At 72.1% G+C, this 16,841-nt stretch carries 21 protein-coding genes; 19 read left to right on the forward strand and 2 right to left on the reverse strand.

All coding sequences use genetic code 11. The features are described from left to right. The 9 genes from secY to VIG76_RS07705 form a co-directional block, all read left to right on the forward strand. On the forward strand, nucleotides 1-801 hold an 801-nt coding region (secY, locus tag VIG76_RS07665), incomplete at its 5' end, for a preprotein translocase subunit SecY (RefSeq protein WP_331952767.1). Beyond that, nucleotides 801-1,382: an adenylate kinase gene (locus tag VIG76_RS07670; RefSeq protein WP_331952769.1), complete on the forward strand. Its 582-nt coding sequence runs from the start codon at nucleotides 801-803 to the stop codon at nucleotides 1,380-1,382. The genes secY and VIG76_RS07670, both read left to right, overlap by 1 nt. Nucleotides 1,383-1,583: 201 nt before the next feature. Beyond that, nucleotides 1,584-1,805: a translation initiation factor IF-1 gene (gene infA, locus VIG76_RS07675; protein ID WP_055965022.1), complete on the forward strand. Its 222-nt coding sequence runs from the start codon at nucleotides 1,584-1,586 to the stop codon at nucleotides 1,803-1,805. A 108-nt stretch (nucleotides 1,806-1,913) separates the two neighbouring features. Next, nucleotides 1,914-2,027 carry a 50S ribosomal protein L36 gene (gene rpmJ / locus VIG76_RS07680; RefSeq protein WP_279713138.1) on the forward strand — a complete coding sequence of 38 codons (114 nt, stop codon included), beginning with the start codon at nucleotides 1,914-1,916 and terminating at the stop codon, nucleotides 2,025-2,027. 233 nt (nucleotides 2,028-2,260) lie between these two features. Then, nucleotides 2,261-2,641, forward strand: coding sequence for a 30S ribosomal protein S13 (rpsM, locus tag VIG76_RS07685; protein WP_331952786.1), 381 nt, complete (start codon nucleotides 2,261-2,263; stop codon nucleotides 2,639-2,641). 45 nt (nucleotides 2,642-2,686) lie between these two features. Continuing rightward, nucleotides 2,687-3,088, forward strand: coding sequence for a 30S ribosomal protein S11 (gene rpsK, locus VIG76_RS07690; protein ID WP_331952788.1), 402 nt, complete (start codon nucleotides 2,687-2,689; stop codon nucleotides 3,086-3,088). Nucleotides 3,089-3,292: 204 nt separating this feature from the next. Beyond that, nucleotides 3,293-4,282, forward strand: coding sequence for a DNA-directed RNA polymerase subunit alpha (locus VIG76_RS07695; protein WP_331952790.1), 990 nt, complete (start codon nucleotides 3,293-3,295; stop codon nucleotides 4,280-4,282). Nucleotides 4,283-4,284: 2 nt separating this feature from the next. Continuing rightward, nucleotides 4,285-4,905, forward strand: a complete 621-nt coding sequence (gene rplQ, locus VIG76_RS07700) for a 50S ribosomal protein L17 (RefSeq protein ID WP_331952792.1) — start codon at nucleotides 4,285-4,287, stop codon at nucleotides 4,903-4,905. Between the two features lie 100 nt (nucleotides 4,906-5,005). Next, nucleotides 5,006-6,049 (forward strand): DNA polymerase domain-containing protein, encoded by a 1,044-nt coding sequence (locus tag VIG76_RS07705; RefSeq protein ID WP_331952794.1) that lies wholly within the window; start codon nucleotides 5,006-5,008, stop codon nucleotides 6,047-6,049. Between the two features lie 48 nt (nucleotides 6,050-6,097). Here VIG76_RS07705 and VIG76_RS07710 read toward each other — a convergent pair whose 3' ends face one another. Beyond that, nucleotides 6,098-7,159 carry an ATP-dependent DNA ligase gene (locus VIG76_RS07710; RefSeq protein WP_473964780.1) on the reverse strand — a complete coding sequence of 354 codons (1,062 nt, stop codon included), beginning with the start codon at nucleotides 7,157-7,159 and terminating at the stop codon, nucleotides 6,098-6,100. A gap of 79 nt (nucleotides 7,160-7,238) precedes the next feature. On the opposite strand from VIG76_RS07710, the gene VIG76_RS07715 reads away from it, so the two are divergent. The 6 genes from VIG76_RS07715 to VIG76_RS07740 all read left to right on the forward strand — a co-directional run bounded on the left by VIG76_RS07715 (nucleotide 7,239) and on the right by VIG76_RS07740 (nucleotide 12,011). Then, nucleotides 7,239-8,198, forward strand: a complete 960-nt coding sequence (locus VIG76_RS07715) for a GNAT family N-acetyltransferase (protein ID WP_331952796.1) — start codon at nucleotides 7,239-7,241, stop codon at nucleotides 8,196-8,198. After that, entirely contained in the window at nucleotides 8,195-9,085 is an 891-nt protein-coding gene (locus tag VIG76_RS07720; protein WP_331952798.1) for a tRNA pseudouridine synthase A, read from the forward strand. Before VIG76_RS07715 ends, VIG76_RS07720 begins: the two co-directional genes overlap by 4 nt. Nucleotides 9,086-9,216: 131 nt before the next feature. Continuing rightward, entirely contained in the window at nucleotides 9,217-9,663 is a 447-nt protein-coding gene (rplM, locus tag VIG76_RS07725; RefSeq protein ID WP_331952992.1) for a 50S ribosomal protein L13, read from the forward strand. A 22-nt stretch (nucleotides 9,664-9,685) separates the two neighbouring features. Continuing rightward, nucleotides 9,686-10,168 (forward strand): 30S ribosomal protein S9, encoded by a 483-nt coding sequence (gene rpsI / locus VIG76_RS07730; RefSeq protein WP_331952800.1) that lies wholly within the window; start codon nucleotides 9,686-9,688, stop codon nucleotides 10,166-10,168. 26 nt (nucleotides 10,169-10,194) lie between these two features. Then, nucleotides 10,195-11,556, forward strand: coding sequence for a phosphoglucosamine mutase (glmM, locus tag VIG76_RS07735; RefSeq protein WP_331952802.1), 1,362 nt, complete (start codon nucleotides 10,195-10,197; stop codon nucleotides 11,554-11,556). Next, complete coding sequence (locus VIG76_RS07740; RefSeq protein WP_331952804.1) at nucleotides 11,553-12,011, forward strand: hypothetical protein; 459 nt, start codon at nucleotides 11,553-11,555, stop codon at nucleotides 12,009-12,011. The genes glmM and VIG76_RS07740 overlap by 4 nt, the downstream gene beginning before the upstream one ends. On the opposite strand, the gene coaA is transcribed toward VIG76_RS07740, so the two are convergent. Beyond that, nucleotides 12,008-12,958: a type I pantothenate kinase gene (coaA, locus tag VIG76_RS07745; RefSeq protein WP_331952806.1), complete on the reverse strand. Its 951-nt coding sequence runs from the start codon at nucleotides 12,956-12,958 to the stop codon at nucleotides 12,008-12,010. The two genes, VIG76_RS07740 and coaA, sit on opposite strands and share 4 nt — an antisense overlap. 58 nt (nucleotides 12,959-13,016) lie before the next feature. Between coaA and glmS the strand changes: the two genes are divergently transcribed. From glmS to tsaE, 4 genes are read left to right on the forward strand one after another with little or no spacing between them, the layout of a single operon-like run. Further along, complete coding sequence (glmS, locus tag VIG76_RS07750; RefSeq protein WP_331952809.1) at nucleotides 13,017-14,870, forward strand: glutamine--fructose-6-phosphate transaminase (isomerizing); 1,854 nt, start codon at nucleotides 13,017-13,019, stop codon at nucleotides 14,868-14,870. A gap of 7 nt (nucleotides 14,871-14,877) precedes the next feature. After that, complete coding sequence (locus tag VIG76_RS07755) at nucleotides 14,878-15,231, forward strand: holo-ACP synthase (RefSeq protein ID WP_331952811.1); 354 nt, start codon at nucleotides 14,878-14,880, stop codon at nucleotides 15,229-15,231. Further along, on the forward strand, nucleotides 15,228-16,334 hold the full coding sequence (gene alr, locus VIG76_RS07760) for an alanine racemase (protein WP_331952813.1): 1,107 nt from the start codon (nucleotides 15,228-15,230) through the stop codon (nucleotides 16,332-16,334). The genes VIG76_RS07755 and alr overlap by 4 nt, the downstream gene beginning before the upstream one ends. A gap of 56 nt (nucleotides 16,335-16,390) precedes the next feature. Continuing rightward, nucleotides 16,391-16,840, forward strand: a complete 450-nt coding sequence (gene tsaE / locus VIG76_RS07765; protein WP_331952995.1) for a tRNA (adenosine(37)-N6)-threonylcarbamoyltransferase complex ATPase subunit type 1 TsaE — start codon at nucleotides 16,391-16,393, stop codon at nucleotides 16,838-16,840. Nucleotide 16,841 lies beyond the last annotated feature (1 nt).

The following is a 16,841-nucleotide window of genomic DNA, read 5'->3' on the forward strand; positions in this document are numbered from 1 at the left end:
CTCATCATGTGGATGGGCGAGCTCATCACCGAGCGCGGCGTCGGCAACGGCATGTCGCTGCTGATCTTCACCTCGATCGCGGCCCGCTTCCCGCAGTCGATCATCGCGATCGGTCAGGCGCAGAGCCCGGAGGTCGCGATCCTGGTCGTCGCGATCGGCGTGGTCGTGGTCGGCGCGGTCGTGTACGTCGAGCAGTCCCAGCGGCGGATCCCGGTCGAGTACGCCAAGCGGATGGTCGGCCGCCGCACATACGGCGGCAACAACACCTACATCCCCATCAAGGTGAACATGGCGGGCGTCGTGCCCGTGATCTTCGCCTCGAGCCTGCTGTACCTGCCGGCGCTGATCGCCCAGTTCAACCAGCCCGCGAACGGCCAGGTGCCGCCCGGGTGGGTGACGTGGATCCAGAACTACCTGACCACGGGCGACCATCCGCTCTACATGCTGCTGTACTTCCTGCTCATCGTCGGGTTCACCTACTTCTACGTCGCGATCACCTTCAACCCGGAGGAGGTCGCGGACAACATGAAGAAGTACGGCGGCTTCATCCCGGGCATCCGGGCGGGCCGGCCGACAGCGGAGTACCTCGACTACGTGCTGACCCGTGTCACGCTGCCCGGCTCGATCTACCTGGGCCTCATCGCGCTCGTGCCGCTCGTCGCCTTCGTGCTCATCGGCGCCAACTCGAACTTCCCGTTCGGCGGCGCGTCGATCCTGATCATCGTCGGCGTCGGCCTCGAGACGGTGAAGCAGATCGACTCCCAGCTGCAGCAGCGGCACTACGAAGGTCTGCTCCGCTGATGCGGATGCTGCTGATCGGCCCACCCGGGGCCGGCAAGGGCACGCAGGCGGAACGGGTGGCCGAGGCCTACCAGATCCAGACGATCTCGACCGGCGACATCTTCCGCGCGAACGTCGCGCAGAAGACGAAGCTGGGCCTGCAGGTCAAGGAGTACCTGGATCGCGGCGCCTACGTGCCCGACGAGCTGACCAACGCGATGGTGCTCGAGCGCCTCGCGGAGGACGACGTCGCGTCCGGGTTCCTGCTCGACGGGTTCCCGCGCACGCTGCCGCAGGTGCACACGCTCGACAGGTGCCTCACCGAGCTCGGCAACGAGCTCGACGTCGTGGTGCAGATGGTCGTCGAGCCCGAGGAGGTCGTGCGCCGGCTGCTGAAGCGGGCGGCCGACCAGGGCCGCAGCGACGACACCGAGGACGTGATCCGGCACCGGCTCGCCGTGTACCAGGAGCAGACGCATCCGCTCGTGGAGGTCTACGCCGAGCGGGGCATCCTCGTGTCGGTCGATGCCAAGGGCTCGATGGAGGACGTCACCCAGCGGATCTTCGACGCGCTCGACGGCGCCGTCATCGGCGCGGAGTGACCCTCCCGCGTCAGCAGCGCAAGGGCCCGCATGGGAAGTGTTTCGCACCCTCCCGTGTTGTGGTCTAGGATTGTCCGTCGGCGTCTTCGGCCGTGCGTCCCATGATGCGCAGCCACCGACGATCTCTGCCCGACAGGGCGACAATCCACCCCCGCATGATCAGCAGCACGCTGTTCCCGCAGCGTGAGACGAAGTGAGGCCATGGCCAAGAAAGACGGTGTCATCGAGATCGAGGGCGCGGTGGTCGAAGCGCTGCCCAACGCGATGTTCCGAGTGGAGCTGAGCAACGGGCACAAGGTGCTCGCCCACATCTCGGGCAAGATGCGGCAGCACTACATCCGCATCCTCCCGGAGGACCGCGTGATCGTCGAGTTGAGTCCGTACGACTTGACCCGCGGCCGGATCGTCTACCGGTACAAGTAGCTCAACGGACGACAAGCGTCCAACGACTGCTCGCGGAGCACAGCGAACGCTGCTGCGAAGTAACGGCCGGCCCTCGGGCCGGTACGAGGACAGCGAGAAGAGGAAATCATGAAGGTCAACCCGTCGGTCAAGCCGATCTGCGACAAGTGCAAGGTGATCCGTCGCCACGGTCGCGTGATGGTGATCTGCGAGAACGTCCGCCACAAGCAGCGTCAGGGCTGAGCCCCGCGGGCGCGAGAGCGTCCGGGGCCGCAGGGCCGAAGGGCCGCCCACCGGGGCGGCCGCTCGACACCCGGTCCGACGAGCACGACAGCACGACCTCCCTGGTTCCGGCCGGGGAGCAGCACCACAAGAACGGCAGCGTCAGAACCCGCATCACGCGGGGGACACCTCGGGTCGGAGGCCCGGGCACCGGCGCTGCTCCATCCTCCGCAGTCCTGTAAAGGAGCTGACGCATGGCACGTCTCGCCGGCGTCGACATCCCCCGCGAGAAGCGGGTGGAGATCGCACTCACCTACATCTACGGCGTCGGGCGTACCCGCGCGCACGAGACGCTCGCCGCGACCGGGATCAACCCGGACACGCGCGTGCGTGACCTGACGGACGACCAGCTGGTCCTCCTCCGCGACCACATCGAGGGCACCTACAAGGTGGAGGGCGACCTCCGCCGCGAGGTCGCCGCCGACATCCGCCGCAAGGTCGAGATCGGTTCGTACCAGGGCCTCCGCCACCGTCGCGGTCTCCCCGTGCACGGCCAGCGCACCAAGACGAACGCCCGCACGCGCAAGGGCCCGAAGCGCACCGTGGCCGGCAAGAAGAAGGCCGGGCGCAAGTAGGCCCCGGCCTCCGCCCGACGAGACTCGTAGGAGAAGCGAACAGACATGGCAGCACCGAAGGCGGGCGCCGCGCGTAAGCCGCGCCGCAAGGAGAAGAAGAACATCGCGATGGGCCAGGCGCACATCAAGTCGACGTTCAACAACACGATCGTCTCGATCACCGACACCACCGGTGCCGTGATCAGCTGGGCGTCGTCCGGCGGAGTGGGCTTCAAGGGCTCCCGCAAGTCGACCCCGTTCGCCGCGCAGCTCGCGGCCGAGTCGGCTGCGCGTCAGGCGCAGGAGCACGGCATGAAGAAGGTCGACGTCTTCGTCAAGGGCCCCGGCTCGGGACGCGAGACCGCGATCCGCTCCCTCCAGGCCGCAGGCCTCGAGGTCGGCTCGATCAACGACGTGACGCCGCAGGCGCACAACGGCGTCCGTCCGCCGAAGCGACGCCGCGTCTGACGGCTCGCGCTCGGGCGCAGGTCCTTCGGGGCCTGCGCCGCGACGCCGGCTCCGAGACCCGCACCGGGCCCCGGCCGCCGGCTGATCGCGACTGAGCGCCGGGCTCGTCCCCACCCACTTCAGCCCTCGCGCTGATCCCTCCCGGGCGCCGCTGCGCTCGGACACCCTCTGTGTCATATAGCGGACACGAAAGGAAACCAACCAGTGCTCATCGCACAGCGCCCCACCCTCACCGAGGAGCCGATCTCCGAGTTCCGCTCGCGGTTCATCATCGAGCCGCTCGAGCCGGGCTTCGGCTACACGCTCGGCAACTCCCTCCGCCGCACCCTGCTCTCGAGCATCCCGGGTGCCGCGGTCACCTCCATCCGCATCGAGGGCGTGCAGCACGAGTTCACGACGATCCCCGGTGTCAAGGAGGACGTCACCGAGATCATCCTGAACATCAAGGGTCTCGTCGTCTCGTCCGAGCACGACGAGCCGATCACCGCCTACCTGCGCAAGCAGAGCGAGGGCCCCGTCACGGCCGCCGACATCTCCGCTCCTGCGGGCGTCGAGATCCACAACCCGGACCTGCTCATCGCGACGCTGAACGACAAGGCGCGGTTCGACCTGGAGCTGACCGTCGAGCGCGGCCGCGGCTACGTCTCCGCGACGCAGAACCGCAGCGAGTTCAGCGAGGCCGGCCAGATCCCGATCGACTCGATCTACTCGCCCGTGCTGAAGGTCACCTACCGCGTCGAGGCGACGCGTGCCGGTGAGCGCACCGACTTCGACCGCCTCGTGGTCGACGTCGAGACGAAGCCGGCGATCACGCCGCGCGACGCGATCGCGTCCGCCGGCCGCACCCTGACCGAGCTGTTCGGCCTCGCCCGCGAGCTCAACAGCGCGGCCGAGGGCATCGAGATCGGGCCCGCCCCGATCGACGCCGCCATCTCCTCCGAGCTGTCGATGCCGATCGAGGACCTCGACCTGTCCGTGCGCTCCTACAACTGCCTGAAGCGCGAGGGCATCAACACCGTGAGCGAGCTCGTGGCCCTGTCCGAGACGCAGCTCATGAACATCCGCAACTTCGGGCAGAAGTCGGTCGACGAGGTGAAGGACAAGCTCGTCGAGCTGGGCCTCTCGCTGAAGGACGCCGTGCCCGGATTCGACGGAGCGCACTTCTACTCCGCCTACGACGACGAGGAGGCCTGATCATGCCGAAGCCCACCAAGGGTCCCCGGCTCGGCGGCGGCCCGGCCCACGAGCGCCTGCTGCTCGGCAACCTGGCCTCGCAGCTGTTCGAGCACCGGTCCATCACCACGACCGAGGCGAAGGCGAAGCGGGTCCGTCCGCTCGCCGAGCGGCTCGTCACCTTCGCGAAGCGCGGTGACCTGCACGCCCGCCGTCGCGTGATGCGCACGATCGGTGACAAGACCGTCGTGCACCAGCTGTTCACGGAGATCGCGCCCCTCGTGGCCGACCGCCAGGGCGGCTACACCCGCATCACGAAGACCGGCTTCCGCAAGGGCGACAACGCGCCGATGGCCGTGATCGAGCTCGTCCTCGAGCCCGTCACGCCGAAGCGCTCCGGCCGCTCCAGCGCGGCGACCGCGGCTCCGGCTGCGCCCGCTGCGCCCACCGCCGTCGAGCCCGAGGCGACCACGCCCGCCGCGGACGAGTCCTCGCCCGCCGACGTGCCGGTGGAGACCACCGACACCGTCGAGGAGTCGGCCCCGGTCGAGCCCGAGACCGAGACCCCGGCCGCCGCCGAGGTCGAGGCCGACGCAGCGGAGAAGACCGGCGACAGCGAGACCGGGACGACCCCCGCCTCCTGACACCGCCGTATCGAGGGGCCTGCCACGCGATCCGTGGCAGGCCCCTCGTGTTTCTCCCGCGACGATTCCCCTGATCAGGTGGCCGGTCTACGCTCGGCCCATGGCAAGTGAATCGACGACGATCGAGGTCGACGGACCGAACGGCGCGCGGGAGATCCGCATCTCGAGCCCGTCGCGCGTGCTGTGGCCGAAGGTCGGGATCACGAAGCTCGGCCTCGCCACCTACCTCGCGGCCGTAGGAGGCCCGTTCGTCGAGGCGAACGGCGATCGCGCGGTCGCGCTGCAGCGATTCGGCGGCGACGTCGACGGGGACTTCTTCTTCTCGAAGAACCCACCGAAGGGCGCGCCCGAGTGGATCCGCTCCGTGGTCGTGACGTTCCCGAGCGCCCGGGCGCATCCGATGCTCGTGATCGACGAGCCCGCCGCCGCCGTGTGGGCGGGGCAGATGAACACCCTGGTCTTCCACGCGTGGCCGTCGCGGGCGGAGAACACCGACAACCCCGACCAGCTGCGCATCGATCTCGACCCGCAGCCCGGGACGGGCTTCGCCGAGGCGCGCGTCGCCGCGTTCGGGATGCGCGAGGTGCTCGCCGAGGCCGGGCTCACCGCCTTCGTGAAGACCTCCGGCAACCGGGGGCTGCATCTCTACGCGCCGATCACCCCCGATCACGAGTTCCTCGACGTGCGTCATGCCGTGATCGCCGCCGCGCGGGAGCTCGAGCGGCGGACCCCGGAGACCGTGACGACCGCGTGGTGGAAGGAGCTGCGCGGCGAGCGGATCCTCCTCGACTTCAACCAGGCCGCCCGCGACCGCACCATCGCCGGCGCCTACAGCCCTCGGGCGCTGCCGGACGCGACCGTCTCCACGCCCGTGTCGTGGGAGGAGCTCGAGGCGGGGGTCGACCCGCGCGCCTTCACGATGCTCACCGTGCCGGATCGCCTCGCCGAGGTGGGTGATCCATGGGCCGGGATGTCCGCATCCGCCGCGGGGATCGAGACGCTGCTCGGCTGGTGGGAGCGCGACCTCGAGGCCGGGCTCGGCGAGATGCCGTTCCCGCCCGACTACCCGAAGATGCCGGGGGAGCCGCCCCGCGTGCAGCCGAGCCGCAAGAACGCCGACAACTGGGCCGACGACGCCGGCTGATGAGCGCTACGGGCCTGCTCGAGTGCTCGGTGCGGTGAGCGGGAGGCGTTAGGCGAGGACCTCGGCCAGGTCGTAGTCGTGCGGGATCTCGAGCTGCTCGTAGGTGCAGGACCGCGCGTCCCGGTCGGGGCGCCACCGCTCGAACTGGACCGTGTGCCGGAACCGGTCGCCCTCCATCTGGTCGTAGCGCACCTCGAGCACCCGCTCGGGCCGCAGCACCACGAACGAGGTGTCGCGCCCGGACGAGAAGCGGCTCCGCTCGCCCTCGCCGGTGACGGCGTCGCCGTGCTCGTCTCGCTCGACGACGTCGGCGAGCTCCTCGATGAGCCGGTCCCGCGTCGCCTGCGTGAACGCGCTCACGCCGCCGACCTGCGCCAGGCGTCCATCCGCGGTGTAGAGCGACACGAGCAGCGAGCCGACGCCGTGGCCGCTCGCGTGGATGCGGTAGCCGGTTGCGATGACGTCCGCGGTGCGATGGTGCTTCACCTTCAGCATGGTCCGCTTGCCCGGCCGGTAGGGCTCATCGACGGGCTTGGCCACCACGCCGTCGAGGCCGGCGCCCTCGAACTCCGCCAGCCATGCCTCCGCGCGCACCGGGTCGTCGGTGGTGCGGGTGAGGAAGAGGGGCGCCTGCGCGTCGGCGAGGAACGCCTCGAGCGCCGCGCGGCGGGCGCCGAACGGCTCGTCGAGCAGCGAGCGCTCGGCAGTGGCGAGCAGGTCGAACGCGACGAACGAGGCGGGCGTCTCGGCCGCGAGCTTCGTGATGCGGGACTGCGCGGGATGGATGCGCTGGGTGAGCGCGTCCCAGTCGAGGCGCTGCCCGCTCGTGCCGGCGGTCGGCACGACCACCTCGCCGTCCAGCAGGCACGGGCCCGGTAGCGCCGCCGCGAGCGCGGCGGTGAGCTCGGGGAAGTAGCGCGTGAGCGGCTTGCCGCCGCGGCTGCCGATCTCGACCGTCTCGCCGTCGAACGCGACGATGCCGCGGAACCCGTCCCACTTCGGCTCGTAGAGCAGCTCGCCGCCGTCGGGAGCCTCGGTCGGCACGGTGGGGACCGCCTTGGCGAGCATCGGTTCGACGGGCAGTTCGACGGGCAGGCGCTGGGTGGGCACGGTCCCATCCTGCCGCGCACCGGCCGCATCCCGCCTGCGGTCTTCGGGCACGGGCCCTTCGTGCGGGCAGGATGGGCGGATGCAGGAGACCGACGGCGACGCGTCCCCGGTCGTCGCGCTGCCCGACGGCCCCGCCGGCGTGACCTGGCGTCGGATCGACGCCGGGTCGGTGGACGCGGTGCACGCGATCGCCCGCCGCATCGCGGAGGACGAGACGCCGGGGTTCCCGGTCGGCCGCAGCGAGCTCGACCGCAGCGTCCAGGCGGCGGGGTCCCCGGGGCGTACCGCGCTGGCGATGCGGGACGGTGAGCCGGTCGCCTTCGGATTCGTGGTGCCGGGCGCGGCCGCCGTGCGGCTGCCCGGCGGCGTGCTGCCCGCGGTGCACGGACTGGGCATCGGCCGTCGCCTGCTGGCCTGGCAGGTTGCGCAGGCCCGTGCCGTCGGGGCGGGTCCGGCACTCCCGATGGGCGTCCGGCAGCCCTCGGTAGCGGTTCGCACCGCCGCGCTCCTCGCGCACGCGGGCTTCCGGCCCGAGCGCACCTTCCTCCATCTCCGCCGGTCGCCCGGCGCCATCCGGCCGGCGCCGCTGCCGGCGGACCTGCGGAGCGCCCCCTTCGAGACCCGCTTCGACGAGCCGTTGCGCGTCGCCAAGAACCTCGCCTTCGCCGATCACTGGCGGTCGAGCCCGGAAGATCCGGAAGCCTGGGCGCAGCACCACCTCGGCTCGTGGCTGCGCCGTGACCTCTCCCGCCTCGCGCTCACCGCCGACGAGCGGGTGGCCGGGTTCGTGGTGACGTGGGAGCCGGAGGACGTCACGGACGAGAGCTACGTCGCGCTCGTCGGCACGGATCCCGAGCGGCGGGGGGAGGGCATCGCACGCGCGCTGCTCACCGAGGTCGTGGCCGCATCCGCGGCTGCGGGCCGGCCGGTCGTCACGCTCGAGGTCGACGCGGACAGCCCGACGGGCGCCGATCGCCTGTACGCCTCCGTCGGCTTCGAGCGGGCGCTCGAGGCCGTGATCCACGGGCTGCCCTCGTGAGCGCGGACGAGCGGCTCCTGCGGGTCCGGCTCGACCTCGCCTACGACGGCACCGCCTTCGCCGGTTGGGCCCGGCAGGCCGGCGGCCTCCGCACCGTCCAGGGGGTGCTCGAGGCGGCGCTCGCCGTCGCCGCCGGCCGTGCCCCCGGCCCCGTGCCCCGCCTCGTCGTCGCCGGGCGCACCGACGCCGGCGTGCACGCGACAGGGCAGGTGGCCCATGTCGATCTCACCGAGTCGCAGGTGGCGGCGCTCGTCCGCCGCAACCACGGCGTCGAGGACGTGGGCCGGATCGCGGAGCGGCTGACCGGCATGCTCGCCGCGGAGGGCGACGTGGTCGTGCGCGACGCCGCGATCGCGCCCGACGGCTTCGACGCGCGCTTCAGCGCCGTCCACCGCCGCTACCGCTACCGGATCGCCGACACGGTCGCCGCCAGGGATCCGCTGCAGCGCATCCGCACGCTCTGGCATCCGCGCGCGCTCGAGCTCGAGCTGCTGAAGGCCGCCGCCGAACCGATGGCCGGGCTGCACGACTTCGCGGCGTACTGCCGACCGCGCGCCGGCGCCACGACCATCCGCACGCTGCAGTCCTTCTCGTGGGAGCGCGACGCGGCAGGGGTGCTCGTCGCGGATGTGCGGGCCGACGCGTTCTGCCACGGGATGGTGCGCTCGCTGGTCGGGGCCTCGCTCGCCGTCGGGACGGCACGGCTGCCGCCCGAGCGGATGGGGCAGCTGCTCGCCGCGGACGGCCGCACGGGCGAGTTCGCGACCGCGCCGGCCCACGGGCTCACGCTCGTCGAGGTCGCCTATCCGCAGGGCGCGGAGCTCGCCGCGCAGGCCGAACGGGCGAGGGCCCGCCGCGTGTCCGTCGGCCGGCCCTCGATGGGGTAGGCTTGAGCGTTCGTGCGGGCAAGCCCGCGCGCCTCTTCGAGCCCTCCATCCGCTCGTTCCGGTCGATCAGACCGATGAACGAGCACCGGAGCGGGATCCACGACCACCTCGAGACAGAAAGCGTGAGCATCGTGACGCGCACCTACAGCCCCAAGGCTGCCGAGATCCAGCACGACTGGGTCGTCATCGACGCGACCGACGTCGTGCTCGGCCGCCTCGCCAGCCACACCGCCGCCCTCCTGCGCGGCAAGCACAAGGCGACCTTCGCCCCGCACCTCGACTCCGGTGACTTCGTCATCATCGTGAACGCCGACAAGGTCGCGCTCACCGGGTCGAAGCGCGAGCAGAAGCTCGCCTACCGGCACTCCGGCTACCCGGGCGGCCTCACCGCCGTCGGCTACGCCGAGCTGCTCGAGAAGCACCCGACCCGCGCCGTCGAGAAGGCGGTTCGGGGCATGCTGCCGAAGAACTCGCTCGGCCGCGCCCAGATCAAGAAGCTGAAGGTGTACGTGGGTCCCGAGCACCCGCATGCCGCGCAGCAGCCCACGCCGTACACCCTGAACCAGGTCGCCCAGTAGGGCCCGGAAGAAGCACACGAACATGGCACGCATCGCAGACTCCATCGACACCCCCACCTCGTTCAGCACCGAGAGCGCCGCGCCCGCCGAGGCCGCCGTCTCCCGGCCGCCGCTGACCGTCCCCGGCGCGGCCGTGGGCCGCCGCAAGCAGGCCATCGCCCGCGTGCGCCTCATCCCGGGCAGCGGCACGATCACGGTCAACGGCCGCGAGTTCGCGGACTACTTCCCGAACAAGCTCCACCAGCAGCTCATCAACGACCCGTTCACGGTGCTCGAGCTGACCGGCGCCTACGACGTGATCGCGAAGATCTCCGGCGGCGGCCCCTCGGGTCAGGCCGGCGCGCTCCGCCTCGGCATCGCGCGTGCGCTGAACGAGATCGACCTCGAGAACAACCGGCCCGGCCTGAAGAAGGCCGGCTTCCTGTCGCGCGACGCGCGCGTCAAGGAGCGCAAGAAGGCCGGTCTCAAGAAGGCCCGCAAGGCGCCGCAGTTCTCGAAGCGCTGACGTCCGGCGAAGCCGGCTCCCCAGATATGGCCCGACTCTTCGGTACCGACGGCGTCCGCGGTCTCGCCAACCGGGAGGTCACTCCCGAGCTCGCGCTGTCGCTCGCGCAGGCGGCCGCACACGTGCTGGGCGACGGTCCGCGCGCGGCCGGCAGGCGGCCCCTCGCCGTGGTCGCCCGTGACCCGCGGATCTCGGGCGAGTTCATCGCGGCAGCGGTCTCCGCGGGCCTCGCGGGATCGGGCGTCGATGTGTACGACGCCGGTGTCATCCCGACTCCGGCCGCCGCGTTCCTCGTCGCGGACATCGGCGCCGACTTCGGCGTGATGATCTCCGCGTCGCACAACCCGGCGCCCGACAACGGGATCAAGATCTTCGCCTCCGGTGGCACGAAGCTGCCCGACGAGGTCGAGGACCGGATCGAGCAGGCGATGCAGCGCCCGGCGCTCGCACCGACCGGCGCGGGTGTCGGGCGCATCCGCCGGTTCGCGGATGCCGAGGACCGGTACGTGGTCCACCTCATCGAGACGCTGCCGCATCGCCTCGACGGGCTGAAGGTCGTGCTCGACTGCGCGAACGGCGCGGCCGCGGGCGTCTCGCCGGAGGTCTTCTCGCTCGCCGGTGCCGAGGTGATCGTGATCGGCAACGATCCGGACGGCCTGAACATCAACGACGGGGTCGGGTCCACTCACCTCGCGCCGCTCGCCGCCGCGGTGCTCGAGCACGGCGCGGATGCGGGCATCGCGCACGACGGCGACGCCGACCGCTGCCTCGCGGTCGACGCGACCGGCGCGGTCGTCGACGGCGACCAGATCATGGCCATCCTCGCCACGGCGATGCACGAGCGCGGCGCCCTGCGCCAGAACACGCTCGTCGCCACCGTGATGAGCAACCTCGGCCTGCACCACGCGATGCGGGAGCGGGGCATCCAGGTGTTGCAGACGAAGGTCGGCGACCGCTACGTGCTCGAGGCGCTGGGGGAGCGGAACCTGTCCCTCGGCGGCGAGCAGTCCGGTCACGTGATCATGGCCGACCACGCCACGACCGGCGACGGTCTGCTGACCGGGCTGCACCTGCTCGCCGAGGTCGCGCACACCGGCCGTCCCCTGGCGGAGCTCGCCTCCATCGTGACGGTCCACCCACAGGTGCTCGTCGGCGTCAGGGACGTCGACCGCGGCCGGGTGCACTCCGATCAGGGCGTCATCGACGCGGTCGCGGCGGCCGAGGCCGAGCTCGGCGACACCGGACGCGTGCTGCTGCGGCCCTCCGGCACCGAGCCCGTCGTGCGCGTGATGGTGGAGGCCGCCGACCACGAGACCGCCGACGCGATCGCCGCGCGGCTCGTCGAGGTCGTGCGCGAGCGCCTCGCCCTCCAGACCGCCACGCCGTGACCGCTGCCGAGGCGCAGGCGCTCCGCCGCGGCACGCGGATCGTCGCGGCCATCGGCATCGTGCTCCTGCTGCCCCGCATCGTCGTGTCCTGGGTCGTGCTCGACCGCACGCCGGCGCCGGTGATCGCGTCGCTGCTGTTCGTCCTCGGGGTGCTCGTCCTCGGGCTGCTGCTGAACGGCGCCCTGCGCATGCGGCTCGGGTCGCGCTGGTGGACCGCCCTCATCGGGTTCGTCGCCCTCGTCGTCGGGGCGCTCGCGACATCCGCGGTCACCACGCTCGGCTCCGCGGTCGGCGTGAGTGGTTACAGCGGCGTCGTCGTGCCCGTCCGGGTCGGGCTGACGAACTGGCTGTTCCTCGTGGCGCTGGCCGTCTGGCTGCTCGGCGCCGTGCTGCTCGTCAGCGCCGCCCTGGGCGGGCTGATGACACTGGCGAGTGGGCGGCGCGCCCGGGCCTAGATCTTCCGCAGCAGGACGCTGCGCACCGCGTGGTCGGACGCCTTCCGCAGCACGAGCGTCGCCCGGGAGCGGGTGGGCAGCACGTTCTCGCGCAGGTTCGGCTCGTTGATCTCGCGCCAGATCGCGGCTGCGGTCCTCCTCGCCTCCTCGGGCCCGAGCGATGCGTACCGGTGGAAGTACGAGCGCGGCGACGAGAACGCGCCGGCCTGCAGCCGCCGGAAGCGCTCGATGTACCACTCCTCGATGTCGCTGGTGCGGGCGTCGACGTAGACGCTGAAGTCGAACAGGTCGCTCACCGCGAGACCGTTGCGCATCGGGGGCTGGAGCACGTTCAGCCCCTCGACGATGAGCACGTCGGGACGGTGCACCACCACCTCGGCGTCCGGGACGATGTCGTAGGCCTCGTGCGAGTAGAACGGCGCCCGCACCTCGGCGGCCCCGCTCTTCACCGCGGTCACGAAGCGCAGCAGCGCCCGCCGGTCGTACGACTCGGGGAAGCCCTTCCTGGCGAGCAGGCCACGGCGCTCGAGCTCGGCGTTCGGCAGCAGGAATCCGTCGGTCGGGACGAGCTCGACCTTGGGGGTGTCGTCCCAGCGGGCGAGCAGCTCGCGGAGGAGCCGCGCCACCGTCGACTTGCCGACCGCCACCGATCCGGCGACGCCGATCACGAACGGGGTCGAGTCGGTGCGGGAGTGCAGGAACCCGCGCGTGCGCTCGTGCAGCTGCCGCGCGCCCGTCGCGTAGAGGTTCAGCAGCCGGCTGAGCGGCAGGTAGACCTCGGACACCTCGCGGGAGTCGAGCGGCTCGCCGAGCCCGCGCAGGCGCGTGAGCTCGACGTCCGTGAGTGGCTGCGGCGTGCCCGGCGCGAGCGCCGCCCAGGTGTCGCGGTCGATCTCGATGTAGGGGCTGAGTCCGTGCGCAGGACCCGCCGCGGACCGGTCGGACACGGTCCCCGATGCTACTTGCCGAAGGATGCGCGGTGACCGGCCCGTAGACTGACGCGTCGTGTGCGGAATCGTCGGGTACGTGGGTGGACGGGACGCGATCGAGGTCCTCATGGGCGGCCTGAGGCGGCTGGAGTACCGCGGATACGACTCGGCGGGCGTCGCCGTCATCGCCGACGACGGGCGCCTCGCGACGCACAAGCGCGCAGGCAAGCTCGGGGTGCTCGAGGCGGACCTCGTCGCCGAGCCTCTGCCGGAGGGCGGCACGGGCATCGGCCACACCCGATGGGCGACGCACGGCGGCCCGACCGACGTCAACGCGCACCCGCACCTCGGTGACGACGGGCGCCTCGCGCTCATCCACAACGGCATCATCGAGAACTACGCGGTGCTCCGTGACGAGCTGCTCGCGGAGGGACACACCTTCGCCAGCGAGACCGACACCGAGGTCGCCGCCAAGCTCGTCGGCCGCGAGTACGCGGCGACGGGGGACCTCGTCTCCGCCTTCCGCGCCGTCGTCGGACGCCTGCACGGCGCGTTCACGCTGCTCGCCGTGCACGCCGACGAGCCGGGCCTCGTCGTCGGCGCCCGCCGCAACTCGCCGCTCGTCGTGGGGCTCGGCGACGGCGAGCAGTTCCTCGGCTCCGACGTCGCCGCGTTCGTGCAGTACACCCGCCGCGCGCTCGCCATCGGCCAGGACCAGATCGTCGCGATCCGCGCGGGCGGCATCGAGCTCACCGACTTCGCCGGCCGGCCGGTCGAGGGCGAGCCCTACGAGGTCGCGTGGGACGCGTCCGCAGCCGACAAGGGCGGCTGGTCGAGCTTCATGGCCAAGGAGATCAGCGAGGAGCCGGAGGCCATCGAGCAGACGTTGCTCGAGCGCGTGGTCGACGGTGTCGTGGTGCTCGACGAGATCGCGGAGGGCTTCCCGGCCGACGTGCTGTCGGCCGTCACGCGGATCGTCGTGCTCGGGGCGGGCACCGCCGCCTACTCCGGGCTGCTCGGCAAGTACGCGATCGAGAAGTGGGCGAAGGTGCCCGTGGAGGTGGAGCTCGCCCACGAGTTCCGCTACCGCGATCCCGTGCTCGACGCGTCGACCCTCGTCGTCTCGATCAGCCAGTCCGGCGAGACGATGGACACGCTCATGGCGGTGAAGTACGCCAGTGAGCGCGGCGCCCGTACCCTGTCGATCTGCAACACCCAGGGCGCCACCATCGCCCGTGAGTCCGATGCGGTGCTCTACACGCGCGCGGGCCCCGAGGTCGCGGTCGCGAGCACGAAGGCCTTCACGGCGCAGGTCGTCGCGCTGTACCTGCTCGGCCTGCACCTCGCGCGGGTGCGCGGTGCCCTCACCGACGACGAGATCCGCGGGCTCACCGACGAGCTGCGTGCACTGCCCGCCAAGCTGCGCACGGTGCTGCAGACCGGGCCGGAGATCCGGGAGCTCGCCAGGAGCATGTCGGACACCCGCAGCGTGCTCTTCCTCGGTCGCCATGTCGGCTACCCGGTCGCGCTCGAGGGGGCGCTGAAGCTCAAGGAGCTCGCCTACATCCACGCCGAGGGGTTCGCCGCCGGTGAGCTGAAGCACGGCCCCATCGCCCTCATCGAGCCCGGCCAGCGCGTCTTCGTGGTCGTGCCGAGCCCCCGGGACTCGACGAGTCTGCATCCGAAGGTCGTCTCCAACATCCAGGAGATCCGCGCTCGCGGTGCGCACGTGCTCGCGATCGCGGAGGCCGGTGACGTGGCGGTGCTGCCGCACGCCGACGAGGTGCTGCGGATCCCGCTGGCAGCCCCGATGTTCGAGCCGCTGCTCGCGGTCGCGCCGCTGCAGATCTTCGCGATGGAGCTCGCCGCGGCGAAGGGGCTCGATGTGGACCAGCCGCGGAACCTCGCGAAGTCCGTCACCGTGGAGTGAGGTCTGCGTGATCCTCGGCATCGGCGTGGACGTGGTGGACATCGCCCGATTCGGGCGTTCCCTGGACCGCACACCCCCGCTGCGCGACCGCCTGTTCGCGGTCAGCGAACGAGGACTGCCCCTCAGCTCCTTGGCCGCGCGGTTCGCGGCCAAGGAGGCACTCATCAAGGCGTCGGGCGACTCCACGGGCTTCGTCTGGCACGACATGGTCGTGACGAGCGACGAGGATCGGCGGCCCACCCTGCGGGTCACCGGCGCGGTCGCGGCCCGGCTGGCGGCCATGGGCGTCACGGCGACGCACCTCTCGATGAGCCACGACGCCGGGATCGCCTCCGCGTTCGTCGTGCTGGAGAGCGCGTGACGGCGGAGGGCGCGCCCGATCGCGTCGCGCGGATCGACACGGCGGCTGTGCGGGCCAACGTGCGGCTGCTGCGTAGCCTCGCCGGCACGCCGGAGCTCATGGCGGTCGTGAAGGCCGACGGCTACGGGCACGGCATGGTGACGGTCGCGCGCGCTGCGCTCGAGGGCGGTGCGACGTGGCTCGGCGTCGCGGACCCGGCCGAGGCCCTCGCCCTGCGCCGGGCCGGTGTGGCCGCGCCCGTGCTCGCCTGGCTGCTCGACGAGGACGCCGACTTCGGCCCCGCGGCCGCCGCGGACGTCGACCTCGGCGTCTCCACCGCAGCGCAGCTCGAGCGGATCGCCGCGACGGCGCCCGGCGCGGCGGTGCAGCTGAAGGTCGAGACCGGGCTCAGCCGCAACGGCCTCGCGCCCGAGGACTGGGACTCCGCCTTCCGGCGGGCGGCGGACCTCGAGCGGGAGGGGCGCATCCGGGTCCGCGGCATCCTCTCCCACCTCGCCAACACCTCCGACGATGAGGACGCGGCTGCGGAGTCCCGCTTCGCGGACGCGGTGCGCCGCCTCCGTGACGCCGGTATCGAGCCCCGGCTGCGCCACCTCGCGAGCACAGCGGCGGCCATCGGCCGGGAGCAGTCGGCCTTCACGATGGTCCGCATCGGCATCGGCCTGTACGGGCTCTCGCCGTACGATGACGGCGATCACGCCCGTCTCGGCCTCACGCCGGTCATGACCCTCGAGTCGCGCGTCGCGGCCGTGCGGGCGGTGCCGGCCGGTGCGGGCGTCTCCTACGGCTCCACCTGGCGCGCACCGGCGCCGACGACGCTCGCGCTCGTGCCGGTCGGCTACGCGGACGGGATCCCGCGCGCGGCGTCGAACCGGGCCGAGGTGCTGGTCGGCGGCCGTCGAGCACCCGTCCGCGGCCGGATCGCCATGGACCAGTTCGTCGTCGAGGTCGGCGACGGGGTCGCAGTCGGCGACCCGGTCGTCGTGTTCGGCGATCCGGCGACGGGCGCGCCGTCCGCGGCGGACTGGGCGCGCTGGGCGGACACCATCGGCTACGAGATCGTGACCCGGATCGGCCCGCGCGTCGCACGGCGGCCCGAGTGAGCGGAGCCTCCGGGACCGAGCGGATCGAGCGGACCCGCATCGAGGACCCGGCCGCGATGCACGAGCTCGGCCGCGTGCTCGGCGCGGTCCTGACCGCGGGCGACCTCGTCGTGCTCACCGGCCCGCTCGGCGCCGGCAAGACCACACTCACCGCCGGGCTGGGCGAGGCGCTCGGCGTGCGGGGGCCCATCACCAGCCCGACGTTCGTGCTGGCCCGCACCCATCCGTCCCTCGTCGGCGGCCCTCCGCTCGTGCACGTCGACGCGTACCGGCTGGGCTCCGCGGCGGAGCTCGACGACCTCGACCTCGACTACGAGCACGCGGTCGTCGTCGTCGAGTGGGGCGAGGGCCTGCTCGACGGGGTGAGCGACTCGCTGCTCGAGGTGGTGCTGTCCCGGCCCCGCTCCGCGGCGGCGCAGGATGACGACGCCCCGATCGAGCCCCGCACGGTCGAGCTGCGGCGCAGCGGCCCGCGCTGGGCGGACGCGCCACCGCTTCTAGGCTGAA

Source organism: Amnibacterium sp., assembly GCF_036559085.1.
GTDB lineage: Bacteria > Actinomycetota > Actinomycetes > Actinomycetales > Microbacteriaceae > Amnibacterium.